Annotated in this window: 18 protein-coding genes; 7 read left to right on the top strand and 11 right to left on the bottom strand. The window is 71.6% G+C overall.

All coding sequences use genetic code 11. The features are described 5' to 3' along the window. Window positions 1-104: 104 nt before the first annotated feature. The 3 genes from E6P78_RS29535 to E6P78_RS29520 all read right to left on the bottom strand — a co-directional run bounded on the left by E6P78_RS29535 (window position 105) and on the right by E6P78_RS29520 (window position 2,946). The gene (locus E6P78_RS29535) at window positions 105-1,025 is read right to left on the bottom strand and encodes a hypothetical protein (protein ID WP_136206698.1); all 921 of its coding nucleotides are present in this window, start codon (window positions 1,023-1,025) and stop codon (window positions 105-107) included. Next, window positions 1,022-1,795 carry a hypothetical protein gene (locus E6P78_RS29530; RefSeq protein WP_136206723.1) on the bottom strand — a complete coding sequence of 258 codons (774 nt, stop codon included), beginning with the start codon at window positions 1,793-1,795 and terminating at the stop codon, window positions 1,022-1,024. The genes E6P78_RS29535 and E6P78_RS29530 overlap by 4 nt, the downstream gene beginning before the upstream one ends. A gap of 311 nt (window positions 1,796-2,106) precedes the next feature. Then, entirely contained in the window at window positions 2,107-2,946 is an 840-nt protein-coding gene (locus tag E6P78_RS29520; protein WP_136206697.1) for a hypothetical protein, read from the bottom strand. Window positions 2,947-3,054: 108 nt separating this feature from the next. On the opposite strand from E6P78_RS29520, the gene E6P78_RS29515 reads away from it, so the two are divergent. Next, window positions 3,055-3,417 carry a DsrE family protein gene (locus E6P78_RS29515; RefSeq protein WP_136206696.1) on the top strand — a complete coding sequence of 121 codons (363 nt, stop codon included), beginning with the start codon at window positions 3,055-3,057 and terminating at the stop codon, window positions 3,415-3,417. Between the two features lie 12 nt (window positions 3,418-3,429). Here the strand turns inward: E6P78_RS29515 and E6P78_RS29510 are convergent, their stop codons facing one another. The 7 genes from E6P78_RS29510 to E6P78_RS29475 all read right to left on the bottom strand — a co-directional run bounded on the left by E6P78_RS29510 (window position 3,430) and on the right by E6P78_RS29475 (window position 9,056). Further along, window positions 3,430-3,771, bottom strand: a complete 342-nt coding sequence (locus E6P78_RS29510; protein WP_136206695.1) for a DUF3099 domain-containing protein — start codon at window positions 3,769-3,771, stop codon at window positions 3,430-3,432. A 160-nt stretch (window positions 3,772-3,931) separates the two neighbouring features. Continuing rightward, window positions 3,932-4,219 (bottom strand): DUF1416 domain-containing protein, encoded by a 288-nt coding sequence (locus tag E6P78_RS29505; RefSeq protein ID WP_030925040.1) that lies wholly within the window; start codon window positions 4,217-4,219, stop codon window positions 3,932-3,934. Window positions 4,220-4,294: 75 nt separating this feature from the next. Next, a complete protein-coding gene (locus E6P78_RS29500; RefSeq protein ID WP_136206694.1) occupies window positions 4,295-5,140 on the bottom strand; it encodes a sulfurtransferase in 846 nt (281 codons plus the stop codon). Window positions 5,141-5,626: 486 nt separating this feature from the next. Next, window positions 5,627-6,316 (bottom strand): DUF2993 domain-containing protein, encoded by a 690-nt coding sequence (locus E6P78_RS29490; RefSeq protein ID WP_136206693.1) that lies wholly within the window; start codon window positions 6,314-6,316, stop codon window positions 5,627-5,629. Between the two features lie 166 nt (window positions 6,317-6,482). Beyond that, complete coding sequence (locus E6P78_RS29485; RefSeq protein ID WP_136206692.1) at window positions 6,483-7,820, bottom strand: hypothetical protein; 1,338 nt, start codon at window positions 7,818-7,820, stop codon at window positions 6,483-6,485. Between the two features lie 10 nt (window positions 7,821-7,830). Next, window positions 7,831-8,085, bottom strand: coding sequence for a MoaD/ThiS family protein (locus E6P78_RS29480; RefSeq protein ID WP_136206691.1), 255 nt, complete (start codon window positions 8,083-8,085; stop codon window positions 7,831-7,833). A 62-nt stretch (window positions 8,086-8,147) separates the two neighbouring features. Further along, the gene (locus E6P78_RS29475) at window positions 8,148-9,056 is read right to left on the bottom strand and encodes an alpha/beta fold hydrolase (RefSeq protein ID WP_240799420.1); all 909 of its coding nucleotides are present in this window, start codon (window positions 9,054-9,056) and stop codon (window positions 8,148-8,150) included. A gap of 241 nt (window positions 9,057-9,297) precedes the next feature. Between E6P78_RS29475 and E6P78_RS29470 the strand changes: the two genes are divergently transcribed. The 5 genes from E6P78_RS29470 (at window position 9,298) to E6P78_RS29450 (ending at window position 14,680) form a co-directional block, all read left to right on the top strand. After that, window positions 9,298-10,083: a response regulator transcription factor gene (locus E6P78_RS29470; protein WP_136206690.1), complete on the top strand. Its 786-nt coding sequence runs from the start codon at window positions 9,298-9,300 to the stop codon at window positions 10,081-10,083. Window positions 10,084-10,107: 24 nt separating this feature from the next. Further along, window positions 10,108-11,160, top strand: a complete 1,053-nt coding sequence (locus E6P78_RS29465) for a LacI family DNA-binding transcriptional regulator (protein ID WP_136206689.1) — start codon at window positions 10,108-10,110, stop codon at window positions 11,158-11,160. 111 nt (window positions 11,161-11,271) lie between these two features. Next, on the top strand, window positions 11,272-12,429 hold the full coding sequence (locus tag E6P78_RS29460; protein ID WP_136206688.1) for a trypsin-like peptidase domain-containing protein: 1,158 nt from the start codon (window positions 11,272-11,274) through the stop codon (window positions 12,427-12,429). Between the two features lie 86 nt (window positions 12,430-12,515). Continuing rightward, complete coding sequence (locus E6P78_RS29455; protein ID WP_136206687.1) at window positions 12,516-13,247, top strand: response regulator transcription factor; 732 nt, start codon at window positions 12,516-12,518, stop codon at window positions 13,245-13,247. Then, a complete protein-coding gene (locus tag E6P78_RS29450) occupies window positions 13,244-14,680 on the top strand; it encodes a HAMP domain-containing sensor histidine kinase (protein WP_136206686.1) in 1,437 nt (478 codons plus the stop codon). The genes E6P78_RS29455 and E6P78_RS29450 overlap by 4 nt, the downstream gene beginning before the upstream one ends. Before the next feature lie 188 nt (window positions 14,681-14,868). Here the strand turns inward: E6P78_RS29450 and E6P78_RS29445 are convergent, their stop codons facing one another. Next, a complete protein-coding gene (locus tag E6P78_RS29445; RefSeq protein ID WP_136206685.1) occupies window positions 14,869-16,755 on the bottom strand; it encodes a bifunctional metallophosphatase/5'-nucleotidase in 1,887 nt (628 codons plus the stop codon). Between the two features lie 294 nt (window positions 16,756-17,049). Between E6P78_RS29445 and E6P78_RS29440 the strand changes: the two genes are divergently transcribed. Beyond that, a complete protein-coding gene (locus E6P78_RS29440; protein WP_240799419.1) occupies window positions 17,050-18,486 on the top strand; it encodes a PDDEXK nuclease domain-containing protein in 1,437 nt (478 codons plus the stop codon). Window positions 18,487-18,582 lie beyond the last annotated feature (96 nt).

Here is an 18,582-nt window from a genome sequence, read left to right as displayed (position 1 = left end):
CCTCGAACGAGCGGTATGGCGGCAGTACAGGGCAGTACAGGACCGGGTCCCAGCCTAATGGGTGGGGCCCGGCCCCGCCGGTCCGGGGCGTCCTGCGGGGTGGCTCAGCCCAGCAGCTGGTTCTGCAGGATCACCGTCTGGTGGAAGGGGACGCGGGGCGTGCCGCCGTCGCCCTTGCGGGACTGGACGACCAGGGCGACCGTGTCACCCGCGACCACATAGCCGGCCCGCACCTGTGCGGGACCGAACGGCTTCGGCTCGCTGAAGACGTACGACGCGGTGTTCTCCACGTTGCCGCCGCCCCTCCAGCTCTCGTCGAGCTTCAGGTCCTGCGTGCCGAGCAGCGAGTCGCCGGCCGAGGACGCCCCGATGTAACGGTCGTCGCGGAACGCGTCGGCGTCCTCCGCCGAGTTGAACTGGAGGAGGTAGATCCGGCTCGACGTGCCGTCCGGCATGGTCCAGCCGCGCGCCGCGATGTGCCGCAGAGCCCCGTCGCGCAGGGTCTCGCCGAGGCCGGCGCGCCGGTCCTTCGCGTACTCGGAGGCGAACTGCTCCGTGCCGACCCAGCCGCCCTTGAGCTTCTTGTCCTCGGTGGCCCCGGCCGGGGCGGGGAGCAGCAGCTCGCGCAGGTCGGCGTGGTGGATCTCGGACGGGTTGCCGGCGCTGAAGGGGCGCGGCTCGCCGGCCGGGAGCGCGGGCAGGGTGAGCCGGGGGTACTCCCAGCGCCCGTCGGCCTCGGTGGCCAGCCCGGGCACGTCCGTACGCTCCATCGAGGTGATGCCGTACGCCGTACCCGCCCCGACCGCGCCGAACACCAGCACGGCGACGGTCCACCGCGCCACGGCCCGCAGCGCCCGGCGCGGGGGCCGGGGCGACGGCGGGGCGGGGGCCGGGGGCGGGGCCGGCGGCAGCAGCGGCATGGGCGGGGCGACGGGGGCTGGGGCGGGGGTGGGGCCGGGTTCGGCCGCTGACGCCGCCGCCTCGGGTCCCGGCTCGGTCGGCGGTGTGGCCGTCTGCTCGGTCATACGTACTCCCCCGGGGACGTGATGTGGTTGAGCTGGTCCTTCACCAGCTCGGCGACGGCCGCCTTGTCGAACGGCTTGACCCCCGAGGCGGAGAAGGTGACCATCACCTCGCCCTCGTAGGCCATGCAGAACATCCCCTCGATCCGCTGCTTGCCGTTCTTGGGGTCCCGGAAGCACTTGGCGTTCTTCTTGTGGCCCTCGATCGCCGGCCCGTCGCGCAGGACGCCGATGCTGTCGAAGAGGCCGGCCCGGAAGGTGTAGAGGTCCCGGAGGGCCTTCTTGTCCTTCATCCGCACCAGCTGGGTGGCGACGACCAGGTCGTTGTCGTCCGAGGCGTACGTGCGGACGGCCAGGCCCTGGATGCGCAGCTTGTCGACGCGCTTCTCGAAGTCGCGCCGCTGCCGGCCGGACAGGCCGCGGCCGCCCTCCTTCATCTCGGCGGCGGCCGCGCGGCCGCTGACTTCGGCGTCGTTGCCGTAGGTGCCGGAGTCCGGGCCGAGCCGGTAGCCGGCCGGGACGGGCAGCAGCAGCTTGCTCAGCTCGGTGGAGGCCCGGCCCCGCGCCATGTCACCGGCGGGGTCCTTGCCCGGGTCGTGCGCGGGCTTCTCCCACAGCTGGGTCGCGACGGTCCGGTCCGCGTCGTCGACGGTGACCTTCGTGTACGCGGCGGCGCCCGCGACGGCGGCGAGCACCAGCACGACGGGGACGGCCGTGAGCACCACCCGCCGCGCCCGGCCCTTCCGCACGGGGGCGGGCTCGGGGTCGGCCACGGGGGCGGGTGCGGGTGCCGGCTCGGACGCGGCCACGGGCTCCGGTGCGGGTGCGGACTCCGGTGCGGGTGCGGGTGCGGGTGCGGACTCGGGCGTGGGCTCTGGTGCGGGTGCCGGTTCGGGCGTGGGTGCGGACTCGGGTGCGGGTGCCGGTTCGGGCGCGGGTGCCGGTTCGGGCGCGGGTGCCGGCTCGGACGCGGCCACGGGCTCCGGTGCGGGTGCGGACTCCGGTGCGGGTGCGGGCGTGGGCTCTGGTGCGGGTGCCGGTTCGGGCGTGGGTGCGGGCGTGGGCGTGGGCGTTTCCTCGTCGTTCACAGGCGCTCCAGCTGTCGCTCGGCCAGCGTCCGGATGTCCTTCTTGCTGATCGGCGCGGTGTCGTAGACGTTGATGTCGACCATGACGTCGCCCCGCTGGAAGATCGCCCTGGCCTGGTAGACGGGCATGTACCCGGCCTTCCGGTCGGCCGCGAAAACGTAGTACCGGCCGTTCCCGCTGCCCTTGAGCGCGGTGCCGTCGTTGCCCGCGCCGTGGTCGGCCTCGGGCATGTACGAGCGCTGGGCCTCCGCGTGATCGGCAGCCGCGGCGCCCGAGCGGAACTGCACCAGCCAGACGGTGGCCGTGCGGTACTCGCCCTTCTTCCAGGCCGCTCCCGCGACCCGGCGGATGCCCTGGTCGAGGAGGCTGCCGTACATGTAGTCCTCGTCCTCGAAGTCGAGTGCGTAGTCCTCGACCCCCAGCCACCCGTCCCATCCGAGGGTGCTCAGCAGCTTCTCCTCCTCCCAGCCCTTCGGCCAGGGAGCGATGAGCTTGCGCAGGTCGCCGTCCGTACGCACCCTGCGGTCCTGCGAGGCCGGCAGCGGGTCCGGCAGCTGTCCGGCGGGCAGCGCCTTCGCCGGGTACGCGAGATCCGGCTGCGAGAGCGCGGTGAGCGGCGTCGGTGCGCGTCCGGCCTGGACGCCGTAACCGACCGCGACGCCGCCCGCGATGCCGAGCAGGGCCGCGGCGGCGATGATCAGCGTCGTACGCCCGCGCGGGCGCCGCTTCCCAGCGGCGACGGGCTCCGGTGTGCCCTCCCCCTCGGCGCCGCTGTCGGCACCGGCGTCGGCGGGCGGCTCGGGCTGCCCGGCGGAAATGCTGTCTTTCGGATGCAAAATGGGGTCCCCCCACGAGACCTTGAAGCGCGGATTCCGTTATCCGCGCACACAACTGACCCACAGGTTGCCGACGGGGTTGTGCGGCCGACGATTACAGTTCCGTATATGTCGAAGAAGCTCGTGATCAAGGTGACCGCAGGTGCCGACTCCGCAGAGCGCTGCTCGCAGGCGTTCACCGTGGCGGCCGTCGCCGTCGCCAGCGGGGTGGAGGTTTCGCTCTGGCTGACCGGGGAATCCGCGTGGTTCGCCCTGCCGGGGCGCGCCGCCGAGTTCGAACTGCCGCACTCCGCGCCGCTGCCGGACCTGATCGAGTCGATTCAGGCGGGCGGCCGGATCACGCTGTGCACCCAGTGCGCGGCCCGGCGCGACATCACCGAGGAGGACGTCCTGGAGGGCTTGCGGATCGCCGGTGCGCAGGTCTTCGTCAGCGAGATCATGGCCGACGGCGTGCAGGCGCTCGTCTACTGAGCGCGGCGGCCGTCAGCCGCGTCGTTTCCTGCCGTCCAGCTCGTCCCACCAGGCGTCGGACTCCGGATCGCCGGTGCGGCCGGCGGGCCCGGGGGCGCCGGGGGCAGCGTCCTTGCCGGACCGTGCCTCACCGGGTGGGGGCCCCGGCCGCGGGGCGGGTTCGTCCCACCAGCGGTCCTCCGGCCCTTTCCGGTTGCCGACCATGGCCGCGACGGGCGGGATCACCATCGCGACCACGCACATCGCGATGGCGGCCGGAATCGACCAAAGCCTCACGAAGGCCCAGGCCGAGACGAAGAGGACGATGCATACGCCCATCAGTACGAAGTAGGCGCGCCGGCGTCGGCGGTACATGAGTCCAGCGTAGGACGGATTCGCCCGCGCGGCCGGTCCGGAGAAACCGGAACCGGAACCCCCGTCCGGACAGCCCGAAGGGCCGTACCCGCGCCAAGGAAGCGTCCAACCCCCTGGGGTACGGCCCTTCGGCCGGTCGCCGGCTGCGCCGGCACCACTGCTAGACGGCGATGGCCACCTCGGAGAGGCCACCCGTCTGCGCCACGACCGTGCGGTCCGCGCTGCCGCCGGGGACGAGGGCGCGCACCGTCCAGGTGCCCTCGGCCGCGTAGAAGCGGAACTGTCCGGTGGCCGAGGTCGGGACCTCGGCGGTGAACTCGCCGGTCGAGTCCAGCAGGCGGACGTAGCCGGTGACGGGCTCGCCGTCACGGGTCACGCTGCCCTGGATGGTGGTCTCACCGGGCTTGATGGTCGAAGCGTCGGGGCCGCCGGCCTTTGCTCCACACATGGTGTTCTGTCCTTCTGGTCGGAGTCGTGCTGGTCGGGAGTCCGCCGGCTCGCGCGGGCGGAGTGGCACGGGGCCTTACTTGTTGGCGCCGAGCTCGATCGGCACGCCGACGAGGGAGCCGTACTCGGTCCACGAACCGTCGTAGTTCTTGACGTTGTCGACGCCGAGCAGCTCGTGGAGCACGAACCAGGTCAGGGCCGAACGCTCACCGATGCGGCACAGCGCGATGGTGTCCTTCGACAGGTCGACCTGCTCGGCCTCGTAGAGGGCCTTGAGCTCTTCGTCCGACCTGAAGGTGCCGTCGTCGTTGGCGTTCTTCGACCACGGGATGTTGCGCGAGCTCGGCACGTGGCCGGGGCGCTGCGACTGCTCCTGCGGGAGGTGGGCGGGGGCGAGCAGCTTGCCGCTGAACTCGTCGGGCGAACGCACGTCGACGATGTTCTGGTTGCCGATCGCGGCGACGACGTCATCGCGGTAGGCGCGGATCGACTCGTCCTGCGGCTTGGCCTTGTACTGCGTGGCCGGGCGGGACGGGACCTGGTCGCCGTCCACCAGGTCGCGGGAGTCCAGCTCCCACTTCTTGCGGCCGCCGTCGAGCAGGCGGACGTCCTGGTGGCCGTAGAGCTTGAAGTACCAGAAGGCGTAGGACGCGAACCAGTTGTTGTTGCCGCCGTAGAGCACGACCGTGGTGTCGTTGCCGATGCCCTTCTTCGACAGCAGCTCCTCGAAGCCGGCCTGGTCGATGAAGTCACGGCGGACCGGGTCCTGGAGGTCCTTGGTCCAGTCGATCCGGATCGCGTTCTTGATGTGGTTCTTCTCGTACGCGGAGGTGTCCTCGTCGACCTCGACGATGGCGACCTTCGGGTCATCGATGTGGGCCTCGACCCAGTCGGCGTCTACCAGGACGTCACTGCGGCTCATTGTGTTTCTCCTCCGGGGCAGTCTGCGGCGAGATGATGCGAATCGTGCGTGATGCGGATGTACGGGGCGCGGGCCGGGCCCGCGAGCACAGGCAACATGCGGATGGCCCCGACGTGCGGTCGAAGGGCCTGGGAATGCGGGAAACCGGACGTCCCGCTCAGACAGTGCGACAGAGCATGGCGGCGACGCGGCACAGGTCCACTGCCCGCCGCTTCGTGAGATCCGCCTGTCCCCGCTGCGGGAGACCGCTAATAGAGCACTGCATGGGACCGATCGTAGGGACGTACGGGCGGACATGTCACCGTTGTGTCGCATATTGAGACACGATCGTCCGTGATGTGGGATGAAGGACGGGTGCGCACAGCCCCCGCGCCACCTCCGAGGTCACGGCGCCGACCGCCCATCTGCGGACCGGACTCGACTGTCTCAGTATGTGGCGAGGCGACGGGGCCGACGCGCCTGAGGCCTACCCGGTCTCGGGCCGGATCATCCCGCGAGGCGCACGTCGGTGCCCGACACCGATATCTCCAGGCCGTCCGCGGTCGGCTGGATCTTCTCCAGCTTCAGGCCGTTCGGCAGTCCGCCGACCTCCCGCTCGAAGTCGGTCTGCTCGCGGATCAGCCCCTCCAGGCCGGGGATGCCCTCGCCCGGCACCTTGTCCGCGTGGACGCGGACGGTGTGGCCGTCGATCAGGGTGACGGAGGACAGGACGCTGCGCGAGATCGTGCGCCCCAGGATGTTGACCGCGCCGGTCACCTTCACCTTGCCCTTGCCGCCGTACTCGACGGCGACGCCGTCACTGGCCGCCTTGGTCAGGTCCTCGTACGAGATGACGGCGGTCCCGGTGGCATGGGCGGCGGTGGCGTCCGAGAAGCCGTCGGTCAGCCGCACGTCGTGCAGCTCGGCGTCCATGGTGGAGATCCGCAGGGTGCGGCCGGCGGCGGTCGTCTCGATCCCGGTGATCTTCACCTCGACCTCGTCGAATTCCGATCCGGCGAGCTGGGTCAGGAACGGGAAGCCCTTGATGGAGACGTCGGTGGAGCCGATCCGCGCCCCCGGCAGCTCCACCCGGCTCTCGACCCGCGACTCGGCGACGTACACCGCCACCCGGTCCACGGCGACGAACACCGCCGCCAGGACCACCAAGACGACGAGCGTTGTTCGCAGTGCGCGCATGCCTGTCCTTCCCCCACCTGCCGTCCGCACGGACCCTGGCGCCCGTGAGCCCTCTGCGACCGCACGGCACGTCCCCGCGGTGATCGACGTGCGAAAGCCCCCCAACGGTTCCCCGTGGAGGGCTTCGCCATGCGGGTGACGCGGTACCGATTCCGGCCGTACGGACTTACGTCAGCACACGGCCGAGCAGGTAGACGGCCGGGGCCGCCGCGGTGAGCGGCAGGGCCACACCCGCGGTCATGTGCACGAATCGTGACGGGTAGTCATAGCTCGCCACCCGCAGCCCGATCAGCGCGCAGACACCGGCGGCGAGGCCGAGCAGCGCGCCCTTCGCGCCCAGGTCGGTGGCGGCCCCCGCCGCCATGCCCGCCCCCGCCGCGACGACCAGCGCCGCCACGACCGAGACCGCTCCCGGCAGCGGCAGCGCCCGTACGAGCACGGCGGCGGCGACGGCGACCGCGCCGACCGTCACGGCGTCCGGGACGGCCGCGAGGTGCCCGGCCGCGAGCACCGCGAGCGCGGCGGACGCGACGGTGGCCATCAGCCCCTGCATCCGCTCGTCGGCACCGGCCCGGCTGCGCAGCTGGAGGACGACGGTGAGCAGCACCCAGACGCCGAGTGTGCCGATGATCGCGGCCGGACCGTTCTCCCGGCCCGCCGCGAGCAGCGCCACATCGGCGACCAGTCCGCCGGCGAACGCGAGCGCGATGCCCTGCCGGGCCGGCCACATGCCGTTGAGCCGGAACCAGCCCGCCGCCGTCACCGCCTGGAGCAGCACCAGCGGGACGGCCAGGGCGTACGAGCCGATGGCCGCGCCGAGCGCGAGCAGCAGCCCGAGCCCCGCGGTGATCGCGGCCGGCTGGATTCCCGGCGCGATGATCGGGGAACGCCCCTCGGCGCGGGCGCGCTGCGCGTCGGTGATCCGGGCGTTGCCCAGGGTGGTGGGTGCGCTGTAGCCGTCGTCGCCGGGAGCCCCGGCGGGCACGGGGGCGGGTGCGGCCCGCACCTCGGGGGGCAGCGGGTACGAGCCGGTCCCGGGAGCGGAGGCGTGCTGCGGGGGCAGGGGCGTGGGGCCGGCGGGGTCCGCCGGCGGGGCGGGCCGGGGCTCGGGCTGGATGGCCGGCTGGTACTGGGTGTCCCAGGTCTGGCCCTGCCAGGTCTGGGTCATGCCCTGGTCCGCCTGCCCGGCCGAGGTATCCGCGTACCCCTGACCGCCGTATCCCTGACCGCCGTGCGACGGATCGCCGTACGACGACGGATCGCCGTGCGACGGATCGCCGTACGCCTGCTGACCGTACGGCTGCTGGCCGAAGGGCTGCTGCGGCTGCGGCTGTTGCCCGTACGTCGGCTGCGGGTGCGGGGGCTGCTGCCCGTACGTCTGCTGCGGGTACGGGGGCTGCTGCTGCGGGTCCTGCTGTCCGTAGGCGTACTGCTGCGGGTCCGGGTACTGCGGCTGCTGCTCCGGGCCCGGGTGGTACGGATGCTGCTGATCGCTGTTGCTCATGTTCTGCGGTTCACCCTCCTGCGAACGGCGGGAGCACCTCGACCGTGCCGCCCTCGGCAAGGCGTACGGTCTCATGGCTCCGGGTTCCGACGGGATCGCCGTCGATGAGGAACGAGCACCTGCGCAGTACGCGGCTCAGCTCGCCGGGGTGCTCCGCGCGCACCGCGTCGAGCGCCTCCTTGAGGGTCGCGGCGGCGTACGGCTCCTCCGCGGTCCCGGCCGCGGCCTTGGCGGCTGCCCAGTAGCGGATCGTTCCCGCAGGCATGGCGGCGCTCCTTTCGTTCCGTTCGTTCCGTGCCGGTCGGTGCATCGGCTGCCCATCATGGTTCACCGCGGCACCGCCCAGTCGGCGATGCGGGTGAGCAAGGTCTCGTCCGCCGCGTTCTCCGCGTGCCCCATGCCGCGCTCCAGCCACAGGTCCGCCGCGTCGCCCGCGGCGGCGGCCAGCATGCGCGGGTGGTCGAGCGGGAAGTACGGGTCGCGGTCGCCGTGCACGATCAGGAGGGGCGCCGGGGCGATCAGGGCCGCCGCCGCGACCGGGGAGAGCGGTACCGGGTTCCACTCGTCGTGGTGGATGCGCGTACGGAAGCCGTAGCGCCCGACCAGGCGGCCGGTGGGGCGGGTGACCATCCAGTGCAGGCGGCGCATCGGGGCCGTCCCCCGGTAGTACCAACGCGCCGGGGCGCTCACGGACACCACCGCGTCCGCATGTGCTCCCGTACGCGCCCCTGTGCGCCCCCCGTGTTCCGCGTCCTGTTCCGCGACGGGCCGGGCGCCCTCGCCGTCCGCCGCCTCGTCCGCGTAGAGCGCGCCGTGCCGGAGCACCACCGAGCCGCCCATCGAGAAGCCGACCGTCACCACCCGCCGGTGCCCGAGCGAGCGCGCCCAGGCGACCGCCGCCGCCAGGTCCAGCACCTCGCGGTCGCCCACCGTGGACAGCCCGCCGGACCTGCCGTGGCCCCGGAAGGAGAAGCTGACCACGGCCGCGTACCGGGCGAACGTCCGCACGGCGCGCCGCACCGCGGGGCGGTCCGCCGAACCGGTGAACCCGTGCGCGACGACGATCGCCGGGCCCGGGCCCCCGGCCTCCCCGCCCGCCGCGTCATCCGCCGTACACGGGTCGTACACCGCCTCGATCCCGACCCCGTCGTCCGCCCGCAACGTGGTCCGCAGCGGGCCGCGCGTGATCGAGCGAACAGCGGAATCCGGAATTCTCCCCTCGGACACAGAACTCATGTGGGTTATTCTCCTGTGAAGAGGATCCGGGCAAAGCAGCCCCCGGGTCCTTTTGTGCTTTCCGGACGTTGTTACGGCGACGTTTCGACAAGCTCAGCGGAACCAGCGTACGAAGCACAGCCGCATACTCCCCCGGGCCCCGCCCGGGAGTGCCCCTCTCGCAGGGAACGAGGAGGACCGACGTCATGGGCGAGCCAACCGTGCACGATCACCGACCGACGAACCGGGCAGGTGGGCGACGATGAGTTCCCTGCTGCTCCTGACGAATGCCCTCCAGCCGTCGACGGAGGTGCTTCCCGCCCTCGGCCTCCTGCTGCACAGCGTGCGGGTGGCTCCCGCCGAAGGCCCCGCCCTCGTGGACACCCCCGGCGCCGACGTCATCCTGGTGGACGGACGCCGTGACCTGCCGCAGGTCCGCTCGCTCTGTCAGCTCCTCCGGTCCACCGGACCCGGCTGTCCGCTGGTCCTCGTCGTCACGGAGGGCGGGCTCGCGGCCGTCACCGCGGACTGGGGCATCGACGACGTGCTGCTGGACACGGCGGGCCCCGCCGAGGTCGAGGCGCGGCTGCGGCTGGCCACCGGCCGGCAGCAGATCGCTTCCGACGACTCCCCGATGGAGATCCGCAACGGTGATCTCTCGGTGGACGAGGCGACATACAGCGCGAAACTCAAGGGCCGGGTCCTGGACCTGACCTTCAAGGAATTCGAACTGCTCAAATACCTGGCGCAGCACCCGGGCCGGGTCTTCACCCGCGCACAGCTGCTCCAGGAGGTCTGGGGCTACGACTACTTCGGCGGTACGCGCACGGTCGACGTCCATGTACGGCGGCTGCGCGCCAAGCTCGGACCCGAGCACGAATCACTCATCGGCACCGTCCGCAACGTGGGCTACCGCTTCGTCGCCCCCGAGAAGGTGGAGCGGGCGGCCGAGGAGGCCAAGGCGGCCGCGCGTACCGTCGCCCGTTCGGAGCAGCCGGGCGTTGCGGACGTCACGGAAGAAGCCCCGGTCCGGCCTGCCAAGAGGTAGGTCCATCCGCGTAGACTGCCGCGCGTGGCCAAGGTGACGCGGGACGATGTGGCGAGACTTGCGGGTACGTCGACCGCGGTGGTCAGTTACGTCATCAACAACGGACCCCGGCCGGTCGCCCCGGCCACGCGCGAGCGGGTGCTCGCCGCGATCAAGGAGCTGGGTTACCGGCCCGACCGGGTCGCCCAGGCGATGGCCTCGCGGCGGACCGACCTCATAGGGATGATCGTGCCGGACGCCCGGCAGCCGTTCTTCGCGGAGATGGCGCACGCGGTCGAACAGGCCGCCGCCGAGCGCGGGAAAATGGTGCTCGTCGGCAACTCCGACTACCGCGACGAGCGCGAGGTCCACTATCTGCGGGCCTTCCTCGGCATGCGGGTCTCCGGCCTGATCCTGGTCAGCCAGGGCCCCAGCGAGCGTGCGGCGGCGGAGATCGAGGCGTGGGACGCCCGGGTCGTGCTGCTGCACGAGCGGCCCGAGGCGATCGACGACGTCGCGGTCGTCACGGACGATGTCGGCGGCGCCCAGCTCGCCACCCGCCACCTGCTGGAGCACGGCAACGCGTACGTGGCGTGCCTCGGCGGCATGGAGTCGACCCCGGCGGTCGGCGACCCGGTCGCCGACCACATCGAGGGCTGGCGCCGGGCGATGCACGAGTCGGGCCGCTCGACGGAGGGCCGGCTCTTCCAGGCCCCGTACAACCGTTACGACGCCTACCGGGTCGCACTGGACCTGCTCGCGGGCCCGGACCGGCCCCCGGCCATCTTCTGCGCGACGGACGACCAGGCCATCGGCGTCCTGCGGGCGGCACGCGAGCTGCGCATCGATGTGCCGGGCGAGCTGGCGGTCGCGGGCTTCGACGACGTGAAGGAAGCCGGTCTGACCGATCCGCCGCTGACGACGGTCTTCTCGGACCGCCCGGCGATGGCGCGGGCGGCCGTGGACCTGGTGCTCGACGACTCGCTGCGGGTGTCGGGGTCGCGGCGGGAGCGGCTGAAGCAGTTCCCCTCGGCGCTGGTGGTCCGCCGCTCGTGCGGCTGCGGGGAGCCTCCGGCGGCGAGCCGGGCGCTATCCTGAGGGTCGCCCGGACGGGCGCCGGGCGGCCTTTATATCGGGCATACGCGGTTCTGCCGGGCTTCTCAGGGCGTACTCACGTTGCTCTCATCTTGGCCGGACAGGCTCATAGGCATGACAGAGAGCCAGCGCCCGAGCGGCGAGTACCCGACGTACCCCTCGTACGGCAACGGCGACGCGGCCTACCCGCCGCCGCCGTCATACCAGCCCGTCCAGCCCGTCCAGCCGGTCCCGATGGGCCCCGGGACCACGGTGTGGCCCGCGCCCGCCCCCGCCGACGGGTACGGCGGCGGTGCCGGGCACGGCGGCGGTGCCGGCCCGTACGGTCACGGCCTGCCGCAGTCCGCCGCCGAACCGCCCGCCGCCCGGCGCCGGGTCCGCAAGCCCGTCGCGCTCCTCGCCGCGGTGGCCATCGCGGCGGCGATCGTGGGCGGCGGCACCGCGACGGTGATCGGCAAGCTCACCGACAACGGCACCGCCACCGCCGCCGGCGGCGGCATCATCCCGGGCACCACCGTCTCGCAGAGCAGCAAGGGCACGGTCGCCGGTGTGGCCGCGGCCCTCTCGCCGACGATCGTGGAGATCGGCGCGACGTCCACGGCCGGCCAGTCGACCGGCTCGGGCGTGGTCATCACCTCCGACGGCGAGATCGTCACCAACAACCACGTCGTCGCGGGCGCCACGGCCATCAAGGTCACGCTGAGCACCGGCAAGAGGTACACCGCCGATGTCGTCGGCACCGACGCCGACAAGGACCTCGCGCTCATCAAGCTCCAGGGCGCGAGCGGGCTGAAGACCGCCACGCTCGGCGACTCCTCGAAGGTCGCCGTCGGCGACGAGGTCGTCGCGATCGGCTCGCCCGAGGGCCTGACCGGCACGGTCACCAGCGGCATCGTCTCCGCGCTCGACCGCGACGTCACGGTCGCCAAGGACGGCGACAGCGGCCAGAACCAGAGTCAGGGGCAGGGGCAGGGCGGCGGACGGCAGTGGCCGTTCGAGTTCGGCGGGCAGCAGTTCAACGGCGACACCGGCGAGTCCACCACCACCTACAAGGCCATCCAGACCGACGCCTCGCTCAACCCGGGCAACTCGGGCGGCGCGCTGATCAACATGAACGGCGAGATCATCGGCATCAACTCGGCCATGTACTCGGCGAGCTCGGCCAGCGGTTCCAGCAGCTCCAGCGCGGGCAGCGTCGGCCTCGGCTTCGCGATCCCGGTCAACACCCTGAAGGCCGACCTCGACACCCTGCGGGCCGGCAACGGCTCCTGACCGGTCCGGTGCCGGCTGCCGTGCGAGGCTGAGAAGCTGGTGTACGCACCCCGGCCGGTACCGAACGAGAAGAGGACGAAGCAGCGATGAGCCCCGCCGAAGACGATCCGCAGCGCATCCTGATCGTCGACGACGAGCCCGCCGTGCGCGAGGCCCTGCAACGCAGCCTCGCGTTCGAGGGATACGGCACCGAGGTGGCCGTCGACGGCCTCGACGCGCTCACCAAGGCGGAGTCGTACGCCCCCGACCTCATCGTCCTGGACATCCAGATGCCGCGCATGGACGGCCTGACCGCCGCCCGCCGCATCCGCTCCACGGGCACCACCACGCCCATCCTGATGCTCACGGCCCGGGACACCGTCGGCGACCGCGTCACCGGACTCGACGCGGGCGCCGACGACTACCTGGTCAAGCCCTTCGAACTGGACGAGCTCTTCGCCCGCATCCGCGCCCTGCTGCGCCGCAGCTCGTACGCGGCGGCCGCGGGCGGCCCCGTCCCCGACGACAACGTGCTGTCCTTCGCCGACCTCCGCATGGACCTCGCCACCCGCGAGGTCACCCGCGGCAACCGGCGCGTGGAGCTGACCCGTACCGAATTCACCCTCCTGGAGATGTTCCTCGCGCACCCGCGCCAGGTGCTGACCCGGGAGCAGATCCTCAAGGCGGTGTGGGGCTTCGACTTCGAGCCGAGCTCCAACTCCCTGGACGTGTACGTGATGTACCTGCGCCGCAAGACGGAGGCCGGCGGCGAACCGCGCCTGGTCCACACCGTCCGGGGCGTCGGCTACGCGCTGCGCTCCGGCGGTGGGGACGGATGACGGGCCCCCTGCACCGCTTCCGCGCCCTGCCCCTGCGCTCCCGGCTGGCCCTGCTGGTCGCGACGGCGGTGGCGGTGGCGGTGGCGGCGGTGGCGGTGGCCTGCTGGTTCGTGACGCGGGCGCAGCTGGAGGAGCAGCGGGATGCGACGTTGCGCGGCACGACGGTCGACAACACCTACCTGAGCAACCTGTACCAGTACTGCACCCGCACCAGCGAGCTTCCGCCCTCGCCCTACACCGGCCTCACCGTCCAGCTCATCGACGCCCAGGGGACCGCTTGCACCGCCCCCGACTCGCCCGAACTGCCGGTGACCGCGGCCGACCTCGCGGTGGTCGGAAGCAAGCGGCCCGGCCCACTGCACACGGAGACCGACGCCGACGGTGTCAAGATGCGCGTCTTCACCTACCCGGTGACGGTGACGGCATCACGTGGAGGGCCGACCCAGCCGCGTATCGACCTCGGAGTCTCCATCGCCCGCCCCCTGAGCGAGATCGACAAACCCCTCTCCACCCTCGCCTGGGTCCTCCTCCTCGTCTCCGGCATCGGCGTGGTCGGCGCGGGCGCCGCCGGGCTCTGGGTGGCCCGGTCCGGGCTGCGCCCCGTGGACGAGCTCACCGAGGCCGTCGAGCACGTCGCCCGAACCGAGGACCTGACCGTCCGCATCCCGGTCGAGGGCGAGGACGAGATCGCCCGCCTGTCCCGCTCGTTCAACTCGATGACCGCCTCGCTGGCCACGTCCCGCGACCGGCAGGCCCAGCTCATCGCGGACGCGGGCCACGAGCTGCGCACCCCGCTCACCTCCCTGCGCACCAACGTCGAACTCCTCGCCCGTAGCGACGAGACGGGCCGGGCGATCCCGCCGGACGACCGCAAGGCGCTGATGACGTCGGTGAAGGCGCAGATGACCGAGCTGGCCTCGCTCATCGGCGACCTCCAGGAGCTGGCCCGCCCGGACGCCGCCCAGCCGGGCCCGCTCCAGGTGGTGGCCCTGCACGACATCACCCGTACCGCCCTGCAACGGGCCCGGCTGCGCGGCCCCGAGCTGACGATCACGGCGGAGCTGGCCCCCTGGTACGTACGCGCCGAACCGGCCGCACTGGAGCGGGCGGTCGTCAACGTCCTGGACAACGCGGTGAAGTTCAGCCCGTCCGGCTCCACGGTCGACGTGGTGCTGCACCGGGGCCGGCTGACGGTACGGGACCACGGGCCCGGCATCCCCGCCGACGAACTCCCCCACGTCTTCGAACGCTTCTGGCGCTCCCCGTCCGCCCGCCAGCTCCCGGGCTCCGGCCTGGGCCTGTCGATCGTCGCGCGCACCGTCCAGCAGTCGGGCGGCGAGATCGCCCTGAGCCCGGCCCCGGGCGGCGGCACGGAAGCGTCGATCAGCCTCCCGGGCGCCCCGCAGCCGCCGCCGGGCGGGGTGCGGGAGTAGCCGAGCGGGGTCAGAGCCGACGCCGGAACTCCGCGACCTCCGCCTCCGAAACACCGGTCAGTTGCGCGGCCAGGCCTCGGCGTCCCTCGCGGCGACCGGCGGCGAGGAGGGCCAGCAGGTCCGGGGAGGAAAGGGGGAGGGGCTGCGGACCTGTTGAACGGTCCGCAGCCCCTCCCCCTTTCCGGGTGTTACTGAACGACCGTGATCCGGTCCGTCACCGGCGGGGCCAGCGGCGCCGAGGCCGTGGAGTGCGCCGCCAGGTAGTCGTTGAACAGGTCCAGGTCGGAGGCGCCGACGAGCTTGTCGGTGCCCTCGCCGAGTGCCGCGAAGCCGTCACCGCCGCCCGCCAGGAACTCGTTCATCGCGACGCGGTACGTCTTGCCCGGGTCGATCGCCTCGCCGTTCAGCAGGATCGTGTCGGTGACCACGCGGGCCGCGCCGGACTTCGTCATGTCCAGCGTGTAGGTGAGGCCCTTCGATACCTGGAGGATCTTCGGGCTGGCCTCGTTGGAGCCGCTGACCTGCTGCTGAAGGGCGCTGACGAGCTGCGCGCCGGTCAGGTTCACGACGTTCATCATGTTGGTGAACGGCTGCACGGTGAACGACTCCCCGTACGTGACGACACCGTCGCCCTCACTGCCCGACGCCTTGTGGACCAGGTCGGCGCGGATGCCGCCCGGGTTCATGAAGGCGACGACCGCACCGCCCTTGTCCGCCGGGGCCAGGCCCTCCAGCTGCGCGTCCGCGATCAGGTCGCCGAGCGGCTTCTCCGGGGCCGTGGAGCCGCGGCCGTTGATGTCGGCGGAGATGTAGCCCTGCGGCCGGTTCGAGATCGGGGCCGCGAGGGTGTTCCAGCGGGCGATCAGGTCCGTCATGTCCTTGGCCGGCTTCTGGTCCCGGCTGACGATGTGGTTCGCCGAGACCGGGTTCGACGGGGCGGGGCTGTGGTGCTTCGAGGACTTGGAGCCCTTCTTGCCGCTCCCCTTCACCGCCGTGCGCACGATGTCGTTGGTGCGGCGGTCGTAGGTGAGCGTCGTGTCCGTGTACAGCTTGCCGAACGAGGCGGCCGACGTGACCAGGCGCGGGTTGCCCGCCGGGTCCGGGATCGTGCACACGTACGCCTGGTGGGTGTGGCCCGTCACCAGCGCGTCGACCTTCGGCGAGATGCCCTTGGCGATGTCGGTGATCGGCCCGGAGATGCCGTCACCGGCGCCCGGGCTGTCGCAGTCGTAGTCGTACGAGGCCGAGGCGGGCGCGCCGCCCTCGTGGATCAGGGCGACGATGGACTTGACGCCCTGCCGGTCCAGCTCCTTGGCGTACTTGTTGATCGTCTCGACCTCGTCGTGGAACTTCAGGCCCTTGACACCGTTGGCCGTGACGATGTCCGGCGTGCCCTCCAGGGTCACCCCGATGAACCCGATCTTGACGCCGTTCTTCTTCCACACGGTGTACGGGCGGAGGATCGGCTTACCGGTCTTCTCGTCCGTCACGTTGGCGGCCAGGTACGGGAAATCGGCCCCCTTGAACTTCTTGCCCTTCTCGTAGCACCCCTCGACCGGGTGGCAGCCGCCGTTCTGGAGGCGGGCCAGCTCCGTGGCGCCCTCGTCGAACTCGTGGTTGCCGACGCTCGTCACATCGAGGTCGATCTTGTTGAGCGCCTCGATGGTCGGCTCGTCGTGGAAGAGCCCCGACAGCAGCGGGCTCGCGCCGACCATGTCGCCGCCGGCCGCGGTGATCGAGTACGGGTGGCCCTTGCGCGCGGTGCGCAGCGAGGAGGCGAGGTACTCCACGCCGCCGGCCGGGACGGCCTTCGTCGTGCCGTCGGCCTGCGTCTCGGTGACCGTACCGGCGGAACCCTCCGGCGGCTCCAGGTTGCCGTGCAGGTCGTTGAAGGACAGCAGCTGCACGTCGACGGTCCGGGCCGGCTTGTGGTGCCCGTGGTCCTTGCCGTGTCCGTGGCCGCGCTCCTGCGCCCCGGCCGGCATGGCCGCGACGAGCGCTCCGACGGTGGCAAGACCGGCTGCGGCGGCGAGCGCCCGCCGGGACGCGCGGTTCTTCTGCGGTTTCACTGACATCGGTCCCCTTGTGAGTTCAGCGGGAGGTTTGAGGGTGGTGACGAGTCTGGAGACTGCGTGCCGCAGCCTAGAGTCAACGCGCGTAGCGCGACAGGTGTCCGGGGTTACGAACTGGTCGCCGCCTGAGCGGAACCGGGCCGTTCACCCCTATGGCGTACATATGCGAGCAGAATCGTCACCGCTCGCATCAAGGCCGCAAATCCGTACGCCATGGACAGCAACACCACACCAAAGACCGTCGTCCCTGCTCAGCAGGGATCAGAAGGGTCAGAACCGCCGCCGGGCCTCCACGAGATGATCGACGACCCGAAGGCGATCGTGCGGGGCGCACATGTGCGCGCGCAGCTCAAGGCCAACACCGAAATGCTCCAGATGTACTGGGCGATCGGACGGACGATCCTGGAGCGGCAGCGCGGAGAGAAGTGGGGCACGAAAGTCGTCGACCGGAGCGCCACCGAGCTGCGGACGGAGTTCCCGAACCAGCGGGGGTTCAGCCGGTCCAACATCCACTACATGCAGCAGATGGCCAGGACGTGGCCGGACTCAATTGTCCAACAAGCCGTTGGACAATTGCCCTGGGGCCACATCGTCACCCTCATGAGCAAGTGCAAAACCCGCTTCGAGCGGGACTTCTACGCCCAGCACGCCGTTCATCACGGCTGGTCCCGCGACCACCTGGGCTCGATGATCCACACCAAGTTGCACCTCGCCGAGGGTGCCGCGGCCAACAACTTCGGCGTCACGCTCCCCGCCGGTTCCGACGCGGTGCGGCAGATCTTCAAGGACCCCTACCGCCTCGACTTCACCGAGCTGGAGGGCCGGCCCGCCGAGCGGGACCTGGAGGACGCCCTCGTCGCCAACCTGGTCCGCTTCCTGACCGAACCGGGCGTCGGCTTCGCCTTCGTCGGACGCCAGTACCCCATCGTGGTCGGCGACAGCGAATACCGCATCGACCTGCTCTTCTACCACTGCAAGCCGCACTGCTACGTCGTGCTGGAGCTCAAGATCCCCAAGGCCGGCCTCGGGCACTTCGGGCAGCTCGGCTTCTACGTCTCGGTCGTCGACGACCTGGTCCGTGACAAGGAGCACGACGGGCCCACTCTCGGCATCCTCATCGCCGAGAGCCGCGACCGGGCGATGGTCGAGTACGCGCTGCGGGGACACAACCAGCCCCTTGCCGTCAGTACGTACGCCGCGCTGCCCGACGGGGTCCGCGACCTGCTCCCGCATCGCGGACAACGTGCTGAACGCGCCGAACCCCGCCGGCTGAGCGCCGGGAGACCCCGCAACACCCACGCCCGCGCCCCGTGTCCGAGCAGCGGCGGCCGGAGTCGCGGGGCGGGGGCCGGGAAGGCGGCCGCCCCGACCGCGCACGCCGCAGACTGCCCGCCGGGCTCGAAGCCATGTCAGCGGGCAGCGGAACGACGTACGAACACCAGGGGAAGTACGGCCAGGAAGAAAGCCACCGCAGCCAGCCACGCCGCCACACTGCTGGAGGAGTACAGGGCCACGGCCCACCAACTGTGGGATTCCAGACCGTCGGGGCTCTGCACACGGCCCAGGAGGACATTGACGATCAGGAAGCCCAGGCACGCGCCCGCCGCCGCAGCCTCGTTCGCAACACTACGGACCAGGAGTGCCAGGGCGAGGAGAAGAACCGTGTTGCGAGCTATATCCATCCCCACAGACAGCCCAGCCACTGAGGTTCCCCCGAGATGCGAAAGATGCTGACAGCGGGTCAGATGGGTGTCATGAGAGGAGCCCAGACGATGCCTGCCCCGAGAAAGTACCCGCTGGAGTTGCGTGAGCGTGCGGTCCGGATGTACC

It is taken from the genome of Streptomyces sp. A0958, from assembly GCF_004795035.1.
Lineage (GTDB): Bacteria > Actinomycetota > Actinomycetes > Streptomycetales > Streptomycetaceae > Streptomyces.
This window is presented reverse-complemented; position numbering and strand designations above follow the sequence as displayed.